Raw genomic sequence first — 19,411 nt, forward strand, 5'->3', positions numbered from 1 at the left:
ATGGGAAGGGTTTTCGATAATGCATCCTTTGCTTGCTGGTCTTACAATTCTTATGATCGGGGATAGCCACCTGACGCATAAGAACACTCTTGTTGCCTCTTTGCCAGAAGCGTTTGTTGCGCAGGGTGCCAAGGTCGTAACCTATGGTTTGTGTTCGTCCAAACCGGAAGACTGGGTGGATGAAAAACCCCTGAATGCGTGTGGTTACACAAAACGGATTGGCACCGAACGCATTAATGTCTCCATGGACAAGAACGATGCTCCTCCGAACATTCAGACACTGATGCAGCAATGGCATCCGGATGCTGTTGTTGTGGTCTTTGGTGATGCCATGGCGGGGTATAGCCAGCCAAAAATGCCAACAGACTGGATTAAGGATCAGGTTCATGCTCTGGTGGAAAATATAGGGTCCACCAAATGCGTGTGGATTGGCCCAACCTGGGGGCACTACAACCCGCGTTACGGTAAAACAGATGCGCGTACCGTTGAACTGGCCAACCTGCTGAACAAGGAAGTCCAGCCCTGCCATTATGTGGATTCAACCAAGCTGTTGCAGTCCAAGGATGTGAGCACGGAAGATGGTCTGCACCTGACAACAGAAGATTATACAAAGTGGAGCAAGGCAATCGTACAGAATGTAGAGCCTATGCTGGAAAAAGGTCAGTAACACCAATAATGCGAGGTATTAAAACAATGTACGGCAAACAGGCTGAAAATAACCATTCAGGCATTGGTCTGTCGCGCCGTACTTTGTTGTGGTCTGCGGCCATGTCCTCTGTATTGGTGCAAAAAGGCATGGCGCAGTCTGTGGATGAGTGGGGCTGGTATACTTCGCACTTTTTGCGTGATGATGGTCGAATTGTAGATAATGGCAATGGCTCCCAGTCCCATACCGAAGGGCAGGGGTATGGGATGCTGTTTGCTCAGGCTTATGATGACAAAAAAGCATTTGAAAAAATATTTGCCTGGACCGAAAATAATCTAAAATTACCCGATAGTGCCCTGCACGCGTGGCATTATTTGCCTGATACATCCCCCCATGTGCCAGATCGCAATAATGCAACGGATGGTGATTTGCTGATTGCTCTGGCACTGGCTTTTGCTGGTTACCGCTGGCAGAAATCTGAATATTTGAATTCTGCTCGTGCTATTTACAAAGATGTTCGCAAGCGGCTTGTCCAGAAGGTGGCAGGTAAACGGGTTCTTTTGCCGGGTTACATTGGTTTTACAAATCCGGATTCCGTTACAATCAATTTATCTTATTACGTCATGCCGTCCTTAATTCTGGCTACAGGGCTGGATAATGCAGAGGTCTGGCGCTCATTGATTAAAGATGGTCTGGCGCTAATACGGAGCGGGCGTTTTGGCCGCTGGAATCTGCCACCAGACTGGCTGCAAATTTCATCGCATACAGGAGCGGTTTCTATTGCTCCTCAATTCCCGCCTCGTTTTTCGTACGATGCCGTTCGCGTTCCCCTGTATCTGGCGTGGGCCGGGCAGTTAGGTGGAGAGCTGATGGCCGGATTTGATAATTACTGGACGGCATGGCCCGCAGGTTCACTGCCCGCATGGGTTGACCTGAAAACAGGAGAACGTTCACCCTATAATGCCCCTCCCGGATTTTATGACATTGGGGGGGCATGTGGGTTTGGCACTATGGCGGCAACCATGCCGCCGGTTCAGATGAACGATAATTATTATTCTTCTTCTCTGGCGTTGTTGTCGAGTCTGGTTAAACGTCAGTTTGGCGCAGATATTATGGCTGCGCAGTTTGGTCGCGGGAAATGGTAAACTATCCGGATACCCGCAGTATTTAAAAATGTATGGAGAATGCGTATTTTGTATTTTCCCATGATATGAAAAATGCAGATTTGGGAAAGAAATTGAGATAATATCTTGTTAAGGAAAGAAAAAACAAAAATATCTCTAAATTTCATGCTCTATTGTTTCTCATGGAATGTATTATATTTTGTAATGAATGTTTACCCAAGTGGTAGAGTAACGAATAAATTTTATGTTTCACAGAAGATGTGGGTTGATTTATTTGCAGATTGCTTAACATAAGTTAATTTGCTAGACATCTTTGTCGCCTGATAGCGTCTAAAAAAATATTTCACAGTTATTCATATTTTTTCCAAATGCTCCGTCTTTTTCTGATATAGGTAAAGAGACGAGTGCGTGCAGTTTTCGCGTGTTAACCTGCTTATTCCTAGGTAAAGCTTTATGGGGTTGTCCAAGGAAGAGCTGTCCGCTCCAATCTGTTGAGAGAAAGACCGTTCGTGTTCAAATTCTGTTCCCGTGTGATCTGGTCTGTCAGCGCTTCCGGTGTGGCCAGTTGGGTGTTGCTGACTGGGTGTTCTGCTGTTGCATTGGGGGCTACACCACAAAGCTCTGCACAGTATGAGGTGCCAGAGCGGCCTAGCCCATTTTTGCCCCCATCGGACGTATCGCTTAATGCTCACGCACGGGCATCTATGCCGTTGCCAGCATCCGGTGGACCAACAGGTACAGCAGGTTCTGGCAATGTTGCCCCCCCATCTGACCTGCCACCTCCAAGCGCTCCAGCGTCGGATGTTATGTTGGGCCCGAGTGGGACTGCTGCCTATCCCCCGTCAGATTCCGCATTGCCAGCGCAGGGGAACCCTCAGCCTGCAACGCCTTCAAACGGTCCTTCATATATAGGTGGGGATTCTGGCTATAATTTGGCAACGGCAAATTCATCGTCAGCCAATGTAGCCCAGCCAGAAATTATACGAACTCTTACCCTGCGTCAGTTGGGGCTCGCGTCTCCCATGACCCTGCGAGGATTTTCGCCTTTGCAGGGCGTTGATATTCCTATTCCAGCAGACGAAATTGTGACGCGTGCGCAGATTGTTATTGATGGTGCCATGTCACCTTCTTTGCTGCCGGAAGCGAGTAGTCTGACATTAACACTCAATGAACAGTACGTGGGTACTGTTCTGGTTGATCTTAAAAATTCGCGTTTTGGTCCGCTTGTTTTTGATATTGATCCCATTTTTTTTACGCGCCTCAATCATCTGAACTTTCAGTTTGCGGGAGAATATCGGCGCGACTGTAATGATATGCATAATGGCGTGTTGTGGGCGCGGGTTTCCAACCTGTCCAAGGTCATTATTGCTACGGTCAAATTGCCGCCGGTTCGTAAACTCTCTTATTTACCTATGCCATTTTTTGACCCGAATATGCGTGAGGTCTTGAAAGTTCCTTTTGTTTTCCCTCGTTCCAGTGGGCAGGGAGACCTTAAGGCAGCGGGTATTGTGGCATCGTGGTTTGGTAAGCTGGCGGATTTCCGTGGAACGTCTTTCCCCGTTTCCACCGCGTTTCCGGCAATCGGGAATGCCGTGGAAATTGGGGAGAATATTCCACTCGACCGCAACGGTACACTCCCTTCTGGCCCAACGTTGTTTGAGATCGCCAATCCCAATGACCGGAATGGTACGGTGTTGGTTGTCACTGGCCAGAACCATAAAGAAGTTGAAATTGCGGCGCGTGTTCTTGCATTTTCGTCTGATACATTAGGAGACGTGCCGTTCAAGGTGGTTTCGGACGTCACTTTGGCGCCCCGCAAACCTTACGATGCCCCTGCTTTTGTACCAACGGATCGACCCGTCAAATTTGGCGAGCTGATGTCTGCCATGGATTTGCAGCAGCAGGGTGGTGCTCCTTTGGGTATTAATGTTCCATTCCGCATTCCTCCTGATCTGTATCGGTGGAAGCAGCATGGCTTTCCGCTCAAAATTCAGGCCAGAACCCCGGTTGCCGCAGCTTTTGAGCATGAAGGTGCGCATCTGGATGTGCTTGTCAATAATGCCTATGTGCAGAGCTTCCCGTTATTTTCAGATGTATTTTGGAAAAAGGTTGAAGGGCATCTGCCGGGTCATCAGAATGGGTTGATGACGTTTGATGCGGCTCTTCCACCATGGTTGCTTTTTGGTGGTCGCAACCAGTTGGATCTGAGCTTTAATGTTCTGCCAATCGACCGTGGTGCCTGTCGGCGTACGAGTGATGATTTTATTGCTGAGGTCGATTCAACCTCTACGTTTGATTTTCGTAAAAGCTATCATTACGCCACATTGCCAGACCTATCGTATTTTGCAGGCTCTGCTTTTCCATTTTCCAGAATGGCAGATTATTCCCAGACGGCGGTTGTTCTGCCAGCACAGCCTGATCCGGGTGTTAGCACCGCTTTTCTTAACCTGATGGGCTTTTTGGGTGGGGCAACACAATATCCTGTCGTTGGGATCGATGTTGTGTCCAGCAGCGATCTGGGTGGATTATCGTCGTCCAAGGATATTATTGTGCTCTCCACGCTGGACCAGCTTGGAGCGGCAAAAAGTCTGCTGTCTCGTTCTGCTTATGAGATTAATGGACAGACAATCCGGTTGGGACAAAAAACCCTGCTCGATGGTCTGTGGTATTTGTTCCAGGACAGGGATAATGCCGGGCAGCATAATAATGTTGAATCGGTTTTGAATGCACCAATTGTTAACGCATCGCTCCTGATCGGTGGTGAATCGCCGTACACCAACCATCGTTCTGTTGTCGCGCTTCTGGCAGATCGCTCAGACCTGCTCCCGCAAATGGTTTCATCTTTGCTGGACAGGCAGAAACTGTCCGCTGTCCAGGGTGATCTGGTGATAAAAAATGGTGATGTCTTCACTAATTACCGTAATACGCGCCGTTATACGGTTGGGTCATTGCCGTTGTGGATCCGCCTTGAAGTCATGCTTGAGGAGCACGTGGTCCTTGTTATTCTTGCCAGTCTGTTTGGAGCCGGGTTGCTGGCAGTTGGCACGGCCAGGTGGTTGCGGGCTTACGCACAACGCCGGTTAAAGCGGAAATTACCCGGCGAGGACGACCCGATTGATACGTAACGTAGCCGGGTTATGGACGTAGGTTGAACAGCAGGTTCTGGATACGCTGGAAAGAAGCCAGCCAGAACCTGCTGCCATGAATGGCGGATAAAAGGATAAGAACGGGACCATGAGCGCACTTTTAGCTGGACTGACATTGCTGATTATTGGCGATAGCCATGTCACGTTTAAGGATTCCTTGCTAACAATCCTGCCCGAAGCCTACACACGGGCGGGCGCAAAGGTTGTGACCTATGGTGTCTGTTCTTCCACGGCAGCAGACTGGGTTGTGCCTAACCCCAATAATGGGTGTGGTGCAGCGCAACGTGTGGGCGATGCGCCTTTGACACCTCCCAACATGACGCCCACGTCCCCCCCGCCCATTACCGCGTTAATTGAGCAATGGCACCCGGATGTTGTGATGGTGGTGTTGGGCGATACCATGGCAGCTTATGGGCAGAGCGAAATTTCCAGGAACTGGGCGGATGAGCAGGTTAAAACCCTGACCATGACCATTGGCAAAACAGCCTGCATATGGGTGGGTCCAACATGGGGTGAATATAGCCCCCGTTATGGAAAAACCGATAAACGGGCGCAGGAAATGGCAGATTTTCTGAAAGATGAGGTCGCCCCATGCACCTATATTGATGGCACAAAGCTGATGCAGCCGGGCAGCCCCAAAACAATTGATGGCGTGCACCTGACACCAGCGAGCTACAAGGTCTGGGGTGCAGGCATTCTGCAGCAGACAATGCCTATCTTGGAAAAAATTCATAAATAATAATTTGTTATCGTCTTCTCATTAGGCGTTTTTATTGTTCCTGCTCTGGCTATAGAATTGCGGTGGTTAAGGTCATGTCGCTTACTGTTGTGCAACAAACATGGATAGACAAGCTCAAAGCGGAGTTTTTTCCGCTCAATCGGCGGCGTGATGTTGACGGTTTGCGTGGTCTGGCTGTTTTGCTTGTTATGATTTTTCATGCAGGGTGGTTAAGTGGTGGGTTTATAGGGGTCGATATTTTTATTGTTATCTCTGGCTACTTTATGGGGCGGTCTGCCTTTATGCAGCACCCATTTCGTCCGGAGCGTTTTGTTTTAAGGCGTCTTTACAGGCTTGTGCCCGCCTTGCTGGTTATGATCCTGCTGGTTTGCGCCAGTATGCTCTGGTGGGTCTTGCGGAGTGATCGGGCGGATATTGCGCAAAATGGTGCTTCTGCTCTGGTTTATCTGTCAAACATATGGGCCAGTGGCCATGTCGGGTATTTTGAGGGGCAGAGTATTGCTTACCCCTTCCTGCATACGTGGTCCCTTTCCCTGGAAATGCAGTTCTACCTGATCATTTTTCTGATTGCGCTTTTTCTGTCTGCCCTGCGTTACAGGCAGGCTGTATTGTACGTGGTTATGGCAGCATCTTTTGCTTATAGCCTCATGGCCTACCATTCAGGTGATCAGTCGGCTTATTACAGTATTTTTGCACGCCTTTGGGAGTTCTGTCTGGGCACAGTGATCTGGGTGTTGCCTGCTTTGCCGCAATCTCTGTTGTTGTCAGGGATTTGTTACGCGTTGGCTGTCATGACGCTTTTGCTGTGCGGAGTGTTTTATACCCTTACCAATGCCTGTCCGTCTTATATGGCTATTATTCCATGTGTTGCGACCATGCTGATTATTATGCAGCCACAGGCCGTAACCCGCAGGTTGCTGGAACCTCTGTCGTCTGTTGGGGTTATTTCTTACTCGCTCTACCTGTGGCACTGGCCCGCCATTGTTATGGCTACGTACATTCTGGCCAGTCAGGTGCAGGGTGTGACCATGGCGCTTGTTCTGGGAGGAGCCGTTATTGCCGGAACATTAAGCTACATTTGTGTGGAGCGGCCCATGCTGGACTATGAAAATAAAGCTCTAGTCCCAGCCCGCAGGCGTGGAGGTGCCATGCTGGTCGGTCTGTGCATTGTGTCTGCCGCCGCTCTGGCGTGGCTTTCGGCTATTTCACGCGTGCATTGATACTTCAATGGCACCTCCCCCAGCCGGTCTGCATACCGTTCTACTGACTGGATGCCTTGCATCCCCGTCGGCTCGGCAGGCTGGTATAACCCGGCGCGGAAAAAAGTGGTGTGTGGTGCTGGGTGCCATTGGTGGCGGGTGTATGGTCTCGCTTTCCGCTGGGGTTGCACAAACGCTGGGTGGTAGTGGCATTGCCGTTCTCCAGCCTTCTGCTGTGGTGCGTGCGCCCGCACAGGGAGGGAACACAACTGCGCGGGATCTGTTTGATAAACTGCTTTCAGAATCACAATACTGGCTGACCCAGCATCAGTTTGATCGTGTGATGGACACCATCAAACGGGCGTTAACGATTTTTCCTCAAGACCCACAGGCTCTTTTACTTTTAGGTACAGCGCAACAGGCGCAAGGAGATTTTGCCGGGGCGGAAAAAACGCTGGCCCAGATGGAAGCCAATGGTGCTCCCCCCGAGCTGCGCACGGCTTTACGCCGCATTCTGGCAAGTAAACCGGTGGACAAAAAACAGCTTGCGCAGGCGCGGGCGCTGGCTGCATCGGGCAAGATGTTGCAGGCCGCCATGGCCTACAAGGCGCTGTTTGGGAATGGGCCACCGGGGCCGGATCTGGCATTGGAATACTATGGTGTTCTGGGCTCGACCATCCTTGGCTATCAGGAGGCTGTGTCCCAGCTCAAACTCTGGTTGCAACAAAAGCCAACAGATCTGGATGCGCAGCTTCTATATTACCGGCTGCTGACTTACCGCGAAACCTCACGCGCAGCGGGGCTGGAGCGGATTAAGGCACTGGCTTCGGCCGATATTTCGCCCCGTATCCGGCGTCAGGCTTATGCGGCGTGGCGGCAGGCGTTGCTGTGGGAGGCCATTCGAGGGTCGTCCGTTGCAATGTATTATGAATGGCTGGCCCAGCACCCCAACGATGCGGAAATTGCTGACAGGCTGGCCAAAGCCCGTGAAGAGCAAAGACGGATTGATGCGGATACCGCGCGGATTGATGGATACGCCTACCTGAATTCGGGGCATGTGAACGAGGCGGAAAAAGGGTTCAAACAGGCCCTGGCCTACAATGCGCAGGATGCCGCAGCCCTTGGGGGCATGGGCCTTATTGCTGAGCGACAGCATGACTGGCGGCGGGCCGAGCAGAACTTTAAACAGGCCATGGCGGCAGACCCATCGACCAAAGCCCAGTGGCAGGCAGCGCTGGCAGGGATGCGCAAGAACATGGCGGGGAATAACCCCTTGGGTATGCAGATTGCCCGTGCGATTGCCGCACACAGGGATGATGATGCCCGGCGTTATATTGCGCTTTTAGCCAACCAGCCGGGGCAGCAGGTTATGGCGCTTTTGTTCCGTGCCCAGCTTGAACTCCAGGAAGGCCACCGGGCCGAGGCGGAGGAAGCCTACAGGGGCGTGCTGCTACGCCAGCCCAAAAACAGAGTTGCGCTGTCCATGCTGGTTACCATGCTTTTGCAGGACAAAAGAGCTGATGATGCAGCCGAGGTTATTCGTCAGACAGGGAATGTCCAGACGGCTCTGGCCAGCCGGGTTCATAGCGCGCAACTTGTGGAGCAGGCGGCCCGTGCAACCAGTGTGGACGACCGTGTTGCGTTACTCGGAGATGCCGTGACCATCACCCCCAACGACCCATGGATGCGGTTGAAGTTCGCACAGGCTCTGGTGGAGGCGCATCAGCCAGACCGGGCTCAGGCTGTTATGAACGCAATGCTGGAGCAACCAGCTCCTTCGCAGGATGCGCTGGCAGCCGCTGTTGTGTTTGCTGATGAGCAAAATGATTTTGCGGGTTCTGCTCGTCTGCTCAAACGGATGCCAAAAACTGCGTTAACACCGGATATGCGCAGGCTTATGGGCCGTGCACAGGCTGGTATGGAGGTTGAAGCGGCGGAAAACAACAGTGCATCCCCCGTGGCAGGGCTGATTGCGTTGGCCAGCCGCCCTGACCCTACAGGCCAGAGAGCCCAGCTTATGGCCAGTGCGCTACTTAAATATGATGAGGGGCAGGCGGCGTATAATGTTCTGAAAAACGCGGATATGCAGGTCCATGACATGCCTCTTTCCCAGAGGTTGAATTATGCGGGGCTGTATCTGCATATTTTAGCTATGCCGGGCAGTCAGTCTTTTCATCGTCAGGTTGCGCAGGACATTACCGCTAATCTTAATGCGTTTGATGCGCAGGCCCAGACCACCCTGCCCACAGAGCATGAAGCTGAGGTGCGGCGCACAATTGAAGATGGGTTTATGGCTATTCAGGCAGATGCACTGGTGCGGAATGGCTGGCCAGATGATGCGCTGCACCTGTTGTCCCCCTATATTGATGCCAACCCGGATGCGATTGAAAGCCGACTGGCCATGGCACGGGTTTATGCTGCCAAAGACATGCCTGAGCGCGCTTTGACGGAAGACCTCAGGGTTTTACACACCATGCCAGATAACCCGCGCGTGCTCGCGGCAACGGTCCATGATGCAGCCATGACGGGTGATGCCGATACAGCAGAAACCATGGCGCAACGGTTGCAGGCTTTGGCCCCTCATGCGTCAGAAACATGGTCCGCCTTGGCCGAGAGTGCCCAGTCGAACAACAATATGCGTCTGCAACTCGCAGCTATGGAACATGTGCAGGATATTGATTGCGAGCATAGCGACAGTGATGCCTGCGAACACCATGCTGTTCTGGAACCGGATTACCGCTGGCCGCTTATCGAATCCAATTACCGGGATCTGCAGGGCGTCACATTGCCTGCGTCCTACCATTATCTGCCAGATGATACGGCACCCGAGGCAAATAACAGGTCAGTGGTTTACCTGCATGATTCTCTCTCGCCGCAGATTGACGGTAATTTTTATATTCGCAACCGCACAGGCATAGATGGTCTGGGGCAGATGACCGAATTGGCAGTCCCCCTGACGGCAACAGTGCCGTTCCAGTCATGGGACCATCGTCTATCCTTTTCGTTGACACCGACATTCCTCTTTACGGGCAATCCGATTGCCAACCCCGAGTCCAACCATCAGTTTGGTCAATGCGCCACGGTTGGGTCGGAGGGGCGTTGCGGTGGTTCCGGCCACCATTATTACGTGCAGGGTGTGGGGTTGAGTGTGAATTATGTTAACCGCTGGTTTAGCGCGGACATAGGCTCCACACCGCTTGGTTTTCCCATTGTGAATGTTGTGGGTGGGGTTGAATTTGCGCCACACCTCACGCGGGATCTGGTGTTGCGCCTGAGTGGCGGGCGACGCATGGTCACGAACAGCGAGCTGTCCTACGCCGGGATGAAGGACCCCGTAAGCGGGCGGGAGTGGGGCGGTGTCACGCGGGAGTTTGGTCACGGCATGTTGGAATGGGGGCATCCGACATGGAACCTGTATGCAGGTGCAGGGTTTGCTTACCTGGACGGTACCCATGTTGTGGCGAATACGGAGCTGGATGTGCAGGCCGGTGCGGGTGCGCAGGTCTGGCAGGACCGTGAAAAGCGCATGGTGGTGCGGACAGGGTTGAATTTTTCCTATTATAGTTATCGTCGCAACAGTTACCTGTTTACCTGGGGGCAGGGAGGTTACTTCTCCCCGCAAACCTATTACGCTATTATGGTACCGCTCGAATGGTCCGGCCATCGCGATATGTGGACATGGCTGCTGCGGGGTGAGGGCGGATTCCAGCATTACCAGAGCGATGCCATGCCGTATTTTCCGCTGGATGATGGGCTACAGCCCAAGGCAATCGGCCAAAGTACGGAAGGTGCCCAGTCGGCCAGCGGTGTAGCGGGTAATGTGCAGGGGCGCATCGTGTATCAGGTTACGCCCAGCCTGCGTTTGGGTGCGCAGGCCAGTTACAGCCGGGCAGGAAGCTGGTCGGAAATTTCCGCTATTCTGATGGCGCATTACACGCTTGATAGTTTCTAGTTTTATTGCTGCTTATTCTCGTAATACTTCGTATTCGAGCGCCACAAAGGTGCTTGGTCTGCTGAAGGAACACCATGAAACAGCCCTACCGCGTTTTATGCACACTTCTGGTTCTTTATGGTTCATTACTGCCTGCTGCTTATGGGCAGACGTGCGCAGGCGAGGGGGAGGCAGCCCGGCCTCCGGCACAAACGGATGATGCGACCAAGGGGTATGCGGTCAATGATCTGTGGCAGGCGTGTGGGCAGGTCTGGCGTGCGGCTTCCGTAAAGGCTGGTGCTGCTGACTGGCAGGCCGTGCAGGCATCTGGTTTGCCAGCAGATTCGTTTGGGGCACACACGGTTTTTGCGGGCGGGACTACGCGCATGGTCTCAGGGTACACAGGCCATGCGCTGGATGTTGCCCTGACGGTACGCGGGCAGCCGATAAGCCAGACGCTGGATATTACCGTAGACGGCCAGCTTGATACTGCTCCACTGGGTGCGCGTGATCAGGGAACATTTGCTGTTGTCACGCGTGTGTATGATCAGTCTGGTCACGGCAACGACCTGCAGGCTGTGCCGGGGAAGGCTGTGGTGCATATTGGCGAGACACAGGTGAACGGCCTGCCCGCTCTCTCCTGGGGGGAGGAGAACGGACCGGGCGGGTTTGTTTTGCCTGCACATACCCATGTGGATTCGGGGAGCTTTTTTTTCGGCACCACCGGGGCCTATGCCTCGTCCAATTCTGGTTATGCCGCCTATCCGGTGCCACTTATGCTGGGGCAGGGTGGGCATGAGTTCAAGGTCTATTTTGGCGGCTATCAACTGGACGGATTTGTGCATGTTTCAGATTCCGCAAATCCAGACCAGCGCCTCAATCTGGTTGTGACCAATGCTCCGGCCACATTTTCTGTCTGGGCGCAGGCTGCAACCTACCATGTGCAGTCCGGGAATATGCGCGCGGCAGGTCGGGGCAGAATAGATGTTCCTGCTCTTCAGGGGGGGTACATCGGTTTTAATGCCGATGGTGGCGCCTGGTTCAGTCAGGGACGTAATAGCGGGATCTGGACGGGGTTGGTACTGGCTGACCATGTGAACAATGCGGCTGCGGTCGAGCAGTTCCGGGTTGCGTCCGTGCGGCAGGGGCGGCAGGTGCCACAGATACGGAATGCCCTTGTTGTTCTGGGGGACAGCCGCTCGGAGGGCTTCCGGGTGGCTGATGGGCAGAACTGGCCGCGTCTGGCGCAGGCGTATGGGCAGTATCAAAGTTATAATCTGGCAGTTTCCGGGGCAACAACGCGGCATCTTGTTGGTATGTTACCTGCGGCTGCTCAGGTGGCTGCGCATTCTGGCAACCGTGTGGCTGTGGTGTTTGGTGGTTATAACGACCATTTGGACCAGAACCATATCGGGTATGATGAAACCTTGGCCAATCTACACAAAATTATCCAGAATTTGCAGGCCATGAAGTACTATGTTGTGTTGGTCGCAGAAGCACCAACAGATTCTGTACTGCGGGGCAAAATCATGTCTGCTCTGGCTTCTGGAGCTTTGCCGGCGGATGCAACAGTCGACCCTTTTGCTCCGGGCCAGGTTTTGTCCAATCCTACTAACACCCAATACTGGGACAAGGATTTTACGCATTTTACAGCACAAGGGCAGGCAGAGCTTGCTAGGCAGATATGGTCATCCATTCGGGCCGGCTTTACCCAGAGTGGGCATCGGGAGTGAGGTTCCGCCTTGTCACTCAGGGTGCTTCTGCCATGGGGTACCGTATTTGTCTTTTTCTTTCAGGCGGTTCCGCCAGATCAGGTAGCCATATTTAATGACATCTCACACGGAACGAACGTCTAGGGTCTTACCTTATGTTCTGATTATTATTGGGACATTGCTTGTCCTTGTGGCAAGTCAGGCGGTTATTTCGTCCAGAGCACAGATTTTTCTAAGCGTATCGGTTCTGCTGTTTGCTCTTTTTGTGCGCAAAAAAAGTGGTTACCTGCCCAGCCTGCTCATGATCGGTTTATCGATCTTTATTTCCCTGCGTTATATTTTCTGGCGGCTGTTGCATACGCTGGCGTTTGAAGGGTGGTTGCAAAGCACGTTAATGCTTACGCTGCTTTTTGCGGAAACTTATTCGTGGATCATTCTTTTTCTTGGGTATATGCAGCTTTCATGGCCGCTTAACCGCAAGGAATGTTCTTTGCCAGAGGATCAAACCCTTTGGCCGCATGTGGATGTTTTTATTCCCACTTATAACGAAGACCTTGATGTGGTGCGGAATACCGTTCTGGCAGCCATGACCATGGACTGGCCGAAGGATAAACTGCACGTCTATCTGCTGGATGATGGTCGGCGGCCAGTGTTTCAGGCTTTTGCGCAAGATGTTGGGGTTAACTACATTACCCGGCCGAATAACGCCCATGCCAAAGCCGGTAACCTGAATCACGCTCTGGAGCAGACACAGGGTGAACTGGTGGCTGTTTTTGACTGTGATCATATTCCAGTCAAAAGCTTTCTGGTGCGGACCATTGGGTGGATGGTGCTTAACCCACGTATTTCTCTGGTGCAGACCCCACAGCATTTTTATTCGCTGGACCCGTTCCAGAGAAATCTGGATACCTATGGCCATATTCCGCCAGAAAGTAATCTGTTCTACGGGCTGGTCCAGCCGGGCAATGACTTTTGGAATGCGACCCTTTTTTGTGGGTCTGGAGCCATTCTGCGTCGCAAAGCTTTAGAAAGTATTCATGGTTTTGCTGTAGAGACCGTAACAGAGGATGCCCATACATCCCTGAAAATGCAGCGTAAGGGCTGGGAGTCTGCTTATTTGCGAGAAACATTGGCAGGAGGTCTGGCAACCGAAAGCCTAGCTTTGCATGTTGGTCAGCGCATTCGCTGGGCCAGAGGAATGGTGCAGATCTTTCGTTTGGATAATCCTTTGCTTGGGCGTGGGCTCAGCCTTGGGCAGCGCCTGTGCTACCTGTCTGCCATGCTGCATTTTTTCTTTCCCATTCCGCGGCTTATTTTTCTTATCGCACCGCTCGCTTTTTTGTGTCTGGGCCAGAATATTATTTACGCTACGCCCGAAGCGGTGATGATTTACGCCATTCCACATTTGCTCCAGTCACTTATGACCCAGTCGCGCATACAGGGGCGTTGGCGTTATTCGATCTGGAATTATGTTTACGAAACCTCAATAGCCATCTTTCTGGCTCCAGTTGTGCTGGTGGCATTTTTTGCTCCTTCTCGTGGCAAGTTTAATGTCACGGCAAAAGGGGGGCTTATAACAAGGAATTTTCTTGATACGCGGATGGTCCGCCCTAATGTTATCATGTGCTGTATTCTGGTGGTGGCAGCTATAGTCGGGGTGGTGGGTATGGTGATGTACCGTGCCAATCCCGTGTTGTTCCAGACGTATGCCATGAATCTTTTGTGGGTTCTGGCCAATCTTCTTATTGTGCTGGCGGCAATTACTGTGGGGTATGAGCGTAAGCAGAACCGCCGCGCACCGCGTATTCCGGCCCAGCTGGCGGTGAGTGTGACCGATCCATTGCGCAAGAAGTGTTATGCAGCAACAACGGTCGACCTTTCAAAAGGAGGGGCATCTTTAAGAATGTCCGCACCGCTGCCCGCTGATCTGGAAGTGGTGAATGTGGAATATAGTAACCCGCATGATAAAATTACCATGAATGTACCGGCCCAGATTATTAACCAGCAGGGTACATTTGTCCGGCTGGAATGGCGGAACCGTACTATTCAAGATGAGACAAGCATTGTTGAAATGATCTTTGGTCGCAGCGATGCCTGGTCTCATTGGAGCGATTATTCAAAAGATAAGCCGTTACATAGTCTGAACCTGCTGGCCCGCGGCATTATCAATTTTATGCTGATTGTGGTTCTGCGTCGCCGCCCGATAGGCTAGCTGTGTTTGGTGCCGGGTGCGGTAGCCTAGCTGCGTTCGCATAACGATTTGTTGAGACATATTTTTGACCGCACCGTGCAGTATGGTCGGCGTTGCAAACGGACAATTTATGCATTAACCATTTGAATATTGTTGTGTGAGGCTAAAAAACTGTTTTCAGAATCAGAGAAACTCTTAATCAAACAGGCTGCATCTATTCAGAACGGGCATGGATACCGGGTTGGCAAGATTGCGTGTGAGATTGCCAAGCTGGCAGGGCTTCATAGCCTTGACAGGAAAAAGCTGCGTCTTGCTGGCAAAATGCATGATACCGGAAAACTGCTGATTCCGAACGAAATTCTGGAAGCTCCGCGTGCGCTCACGCCCGAAGAAAGGGCAATAGTACGCCAGCATCCTTCCTTGGGATTAGGCATTCTGCTCTGGCGCAAAAAAAACTTTCCCATAGAAGTTCTGGACGCCATGTTGATGCACCATGAACGCTGGGATGGTGCGGGTTATCCACTGGGATTAAAGGACAAGCAGATTCCCTTGGCGGTCAGGGTTATAACGCTTGCAGATGTGATCGATGCACTCGCCTCTCATCGGGAATACCGGGGTGCGTGCGATGTGGATTTTATCCGGCATGAATTGGAAGATGGAAAGGGGTCACATTTTGACCCTGAACTGGCGGAAGTGTGCCTCCAGCATCTGGATGACATCTTGGCCAAACGGGTAACTTCCAAGACCCAGTAGTGTGCCATTGCTCCTACAGATTAAGGGAGCATCCGGATGAACCTGTTATGAGCATTGGTGGGTGGGAGTAGGAGCAGGCATGTTGCTCCTGCGGAAACGTGCCTGCCTCCGAGTAGTCCGGTAACTTTGTATTCAGGGCACAGAATCACATTCAGCACGTGTGATTCTTGCCCTGTTTGTACCTGTTCTCAGGCTGGTCGGTCTGTTGCGTCAAAGCGGAAGGGCTGACCTGTAGCTTTGTCTGCCAGAGTTGCTTCCCACATAACCTGCTGCCCGCGAATAATGGTGCCAATGGGCTTGCCGGTCAGTGTTTCCCCCACAAAAGGAGACCACCCGCAGCGGGATGCCAGCCAGTCCTGCTCAATGGTCCAGCGGGCCTTCAGGTCCACAATGGTAAAGTCTGCATCATAACCAACGGCAATCCGCCCTTTGCGGACCAGTCCGAACAGGCGCTGGGGGCCTGCGGATGTCAGGTCCACCAGCCGGCGCAGGGTCAGGCGATGGTGGGCAACGTGGTTGAGCATAAGGGGGAGAAGTGTTTGCACACCCGGCATCCCGGAAGGGGAGGCTGGGTAAGGCTTGTTCTTGTTGGTCAGACTATGCGGAGCATGATCGGACCCAATAAGGTCTGGCAGCCCCTGTGTGACCCAGTGCCATAGCCCGTCCCGGTGTGCAGCGGAGCGGATGGGGGGGTTCATCTGGGCAAAAGTACCCAGCCGTGGGTAGGCTTCCTCTGCTGCTAGGGTCAGATGCTGAGGAGTAAGCTCGCAGGAGGCAACATCCCTGTGCTGTGCAATAAGTTCCAGCTCGGCGGGGGTGGTAATGTGCAGGATATGGACGCGACGGCCAGTCTTGCGGGCCAGCCGCAGTACGCGGGTGGTGGCGCGCAGGGCGGTCTCATCATCGCGCCATATAGGGTGGGAGGCGGGGTCTCCTTCTACGCGCTCTCCCATCCGTTCGATCAGCCGTGCTTCATCTTCCGCGTGAATGGCAACCCGGCGTTGGCCGGAGCGCAGAACGCGCTCGAGCATATCATCTTCGGAAACCAGAAGGTTACCGGTAGAGGACCCCATAAAGACTTTAATCCCGGCTGTACCGGGCAGTTTTTCCAGCTCTCCGCACTGGTCAGCATTGTCGGATGTTGCACCAACATAGAATGCGTGGTCACACCACATGCGGTCTTTGGCGCGTGCCAGCTTGTCGGCTACAGCTTCGGGCGTGGATGTGGTGGGTTTGGTGTTTGGCATTTCAAAAACACCAGTCACCCCACCCAGAACAGCGGACCGGCTACCTGTTTCAAGGTCTTCGTTTTCAACCGCACCAGGTTCCCGAAAATGGACCTGTGTATCAATGACACCGGGTAGAATGGTCAGCCCGGTGCAGTCAATGACCTTTGCGGCATCTGCCGTGCCGCCAATCGCGCTAATCTGGCCATTACGCACGTAAACCGTTGTTTCCACCGTGCCATCCGGCAGAACGACGGAACCATTTTTGAGCGCCAGATCATGGGCCTTGAGGGAGGTATTCTGTGCTGCGAGGGCCATGAGCTTTGTCCTTACTTGCTGGCTTCCGGGGTTTCACGCGTGCGAGTGCGCATGGTCACCAGTTCTTCAGCCGAGGTGGGGTGAATACCAATTGTGCGATCAAAGTCGGCTTTTGTCAGTTCTGCTGTTATGGCAATGGCGACCGCCTGAAGCATTTCCGGTGCCTCATCTCCCAGAATATGTACGCCCACAACTTTCTGGCTCTGCTGCTCTACAACCAGCTTCATAACTGTTTTGCGTACGCGCCCGGCCAGTGTGTAGCGCATGGGGGTAAAGCGGGTCAGGTAAATATCAACCGCGCCATTCTGTGCGGCTTCATCCTCCGTCAGGCCAACGGTGGCAACCGGAGGGGAGAAAAAGACTGCTTTGGGTGTGGTTGCATAGCACCACTGGCGCGGTGGCGCCTTGCCATACAGGCGGTCGGCCAGATTATGCCCTTCCGCAATGGCGACCGGGGTCAGGTTGATGCGGTCAGTTACGTCCCCAATGGCATATATACCCCGGTGTGTTGTCTCGCTCTCGGCATTGACCTGAATGCGCCCGTTTTCGGCTGTTGTGATGGATGTATTGGCAAGCCCCAGTGCATCAATTTTGGGGCGACGGCCCGTTGCCATAAAAACACAATCAGCGGTGATGGCCTGCCCGTTATCCAGTGTTAACACCAGTTCAGGGCCGTTTTGGGTAATGCTGACGGGGTTGGCGTGGCGATGCTGGGTAATGCCCCGGGCCTCTATGGCATCGGCCAGTGCGGTGCGCATGTCCTCATCAAACCCGCGTAAGGGCAGGTCGCGGCGGTACACAAGGTCCACCCTGGAGCCAAGGCCCGCAAAAATACCGGCAAATTCAATTCCAATGTAACCGCTACCAATCATAACAACCCGTTCAGGGCGCTTGGGCAGGCCAAATGCCTGATCCGAGGTAATGGCCAGTTCGGCCCCCGGAATATCCAGTTTGGTGGGGGTAGAGCCGGTAGCAATAACAATACGCTCGGCGGTTACGGTCCGGGGTTGCTCGCTAGGAGCAAGGGGGGAGGGCGTAATGCGGAGCGTATGCCCATCCACAAACTGGGCATGGCCGGTCAGCAGGGTAATGCCTGCTTTTTCCAGCATGGTCACATAAATGCCGTTCAGGCGCGTAATTTCGCGGTCCTTGGCGGCAATCAGGGTGGCCCAGTCATGTGTGCCGGGTGAGGTGGACCAGCCAAAGTTGTGGCTGTCTTCCACCATGTCCGCATAATCGCTGGCCATGACCATCAGCTTTTTGGGTACACACCCAAGGTTGACGCATGTACCACCCCAGTGGCGGCTTTCCACTACGCCTACACGCGCGCCATGTCCGGCGGCAATGCGGGCGCACCGTACACCACCGGAGCCTGCTCCAATGACAAGAAGATCAAAGTCATACGTCATGGGGCAGGCTCCTTGGGTGCTATGGCTGGGGGTCTTCTGTAAGTAAGGTGGGACTACCCTTACCGTTCGGCAAAGGCTTTTTCCACCACGTAAGCACCGGGGGTGGACATGTTGCCTTCGTCAAAGCCACGGGCCTGGAGCAGGGCTTCCGTGTCTGCCAGCATTTCGGGCGAACCGCAGATCATAACGCGGTCGTGCTCGGGGTCGATGGCGGGGATGTTCAGATCCGTAAAGATCTTGCCGCTTTCGATCAGCTTGGTAATACGGTCGGTGACGGCAAAGTCTTCCCGCGTTACGGCCGGGTAGTAGAGCAGCTTGCCGGAAATATCTTCACCAAGGAACTCGTGCTTGGGCAGTTCGTGGCGAATGTGGTTGGCATAGGCCAGTTCGCCGGAAATGCGCACGGTGTGGCTAAGAATAACGTGGTCGTAACGCTCGTAGCACTCCGGGTCCTTGATCAGGCTCATAAAGGGTGCAAGACCCGTGCCGGTGGACAGGAAGTACAGGTTACGGCCAGGGCGCAGGTTGTCCAGCAGCAGTGTGCCGGTGGGTTTGCGACCGATCAGAACCGTATCCCCCACCTTAACGTGGCGCAGGCGGGAGGTCAGCGGGCCATCGGGCACGGCAATGGAAAGGAATTCCATCTCGTCCGCATAATTGGGGGAGGCAATGGAGTAAGCCCGCAGCAGTGGCTTGCCGTCCACCTCAATCCCGATCATGGCGAACTGGCCGTTTTCAAACCGCAGTCCAGGGTCACGTGTGGTGGTAAAGCTGAACAGGCGGTCGGTCCAGTGGTGCACGGTCAGCACCTTGGCCGGGTAAAGGTGGCCATACTCCTTGGTGGGGGGAGCAAGATGCCACACACCGTCCTGCCCTTCTACCGGCAGCAGGCTGCTCGGCACTTCAGAGGCAGACATCCGGGGAAGAACGTCGTTATCAAGAATGGTTTCAGACATGGACCGCTTTGTACTCCGCTTATAGCAGATCAGATAGATGGCGCGCTTTTGCCCAAAGGGG

General features: G+C 53.3%; 12 protein-coding genes. 9 read left to right on the forward strand and 3 right to left on the reverse strand.

Annotation, left to right across the window (positions count from 1 at the left end; translation table 11 throughout):
- Positions 1–19: 19 nt before the first annotated feature.
- The 9 genes from Absy_RS10065 (at position 20) to Absy_RS10105 (ending at position 15,441) form a co-directional block, all read left to right on the forward strand.
- A complete protein-coding gene (locus Absy_RS10065) occupies positions 20–667 on the forward strand; it encodes an SGNH/GDSL hydrolase family protein (RefSeq protein ID WP_048854625.1) in 648 nt (215 codons plus the stop codon).
- Between the two features lie 8 nt (positions 668–675).
- Complete coding sequence (locus Absy_RS10070) at positions 676–1,791, forward strand: glycosyl hydrolase family 8 (RefSeq protein ID WP_048854626.1); 1,116 nt, start codon at positions 676–678, stop codon at positions 1,789–1,791.
- 488 nt (positions 1,792–2,279) lie between these two features.
- On the forward strand, positions 2,280–4,895 hold the full coding sequence (locus Absy_RS10075; protein WP_052945743.1) for a cellulose biosynthesis cyclic di-GMP-binding regulatory protein BcsB: 2,616 nt from the start codon (positions 2,280–2,282) through the stop codon (positions 4,893–4,895).
- Positions 4,896–5,004: 109 nt separating this feature from the next.
- Entirely contained in the window at positions 5,005–5,655 is a 651-nt protein-coding gene (locus Absy_RS10080) for an SGNH/GDSL hydrolase family protein (protein ID WP_048854627.1), read from the forward strand.
- A gap of 74 nt (positions 5,656–5,729) precedes the next feature.
- Complete coding sequence (locus tag Absy_RS10085) at positions 5,730–6,875, forward strand: acyltransferase family protein (protein WP_048854628.1); 1,146 nt, start codon at positions 5,730–5,732, stop codon at positions 6,873–6,875.
- 7 nt (positions 6,876–6,882) lie between these two features.
- On the forward strand, positions 6,883–10,806 hold the full coding sequence (locus Absy_RS10090; RefSeq protein WP_084597098.1) for a cellulose biosynthesis protein BcsC: 3,924 nt from the start codon (positions 6,883–6,885) through the stop codon (positions 10,804–10,806).
- A 74-nt stretch (positions 10,807–10,880) separates the two neighbouring features.
- A complete protein-coding gene (locus tag Absy_RS10095) occupies positions 10,881–12,518 on the forward strand; it encodes an SGNH/GDSL hydrolase family protein (RefSeq protein WP_052945744.1) in 1,638 nt (545 codons plus the stop codon).
- Positions 12,519–12,612: 94 nt separating this feature from the next.
- Positions 12,613–14,709: a UDP-forming cellulose synthase catalytic subunit gene (gene bcsA, locus Absy_RS10100; RefSeq protein WP_052945745.1), complete on the forward strand. Its 2,097-nt coding sequence runs from the start codon at positions 12,613–12,615 to the stop codon at positions 14,707–14,709.
- Between the two features lie 132 nt (positions 14,710–14,841).
- Positions 14,842–15,441 (forward strand): HD-GYP domain-containing protein, encoded by a 600-nt coding sequence (locus Absy_RS10105; RefSeq protein WP_158319850.1) that lies wholly within the window; start codon positions 14,842–14,844, stop codon positions 15,439–15,441.
- A 188-nt stretch (positions 15,442–15,629) separates the two neighbouring features.
- Here the strand turns inward: Absy_RS10105 and Absy_RS10110 are convergent, their stop codons facing one another.
- From Absy_RS10110 to Absy_RS10120, 3 genes are read right to left on the reverse strand one after another with little or no spacing between them, the layout of a single operon-like run.
- Complete coding sequence (locus Absy_RS10110) at positions 15,630–16,985, reverse strand: dihydroorotase (RefSeq protein WP_048854631.1); 1,356 nt, start codon at positions 16,983–16,985, stop codon at positions 15,630–15,632.
- 11 nt (positions 16,986–16,996) lie between these two features.
- Complete coding sequence (gorA, locus tag Absy_RS10115; protein ID WP_048854632.1) at positions 16,997–18,394, reverse strand: glutathione-disulfide reductase; 1,398 nt, start codon at positions 18,392–18,394, stop codon at positions 16,997–16,999.
- A gap of 59 nt (positions 18,395–18,453) precedes the next feature.
- Positions 18,454–19,350 (reverse strand): ferredoxin--NADP reductase, encoded by an 897-nt coding sequence (locus Absy_RS10120; protein WP_048854633.1) that lies wholly within the window; start codon positions 19,348–19,350, stop codon positions 18,454–18,456.
- Positions 19,351–19,411: the final 61 nt, after the last annotated feature.

The sequence above is a fragment of the Acetobacter syzygii genome (assembly GCF_000964225.1).
Classification (GTDB): Bacteria; Pseudomonadota; Alphaproteobacteria; order Acetobacterales; family Acetobacteraceae; genus Acetobacter; species Acetobacter syzygii.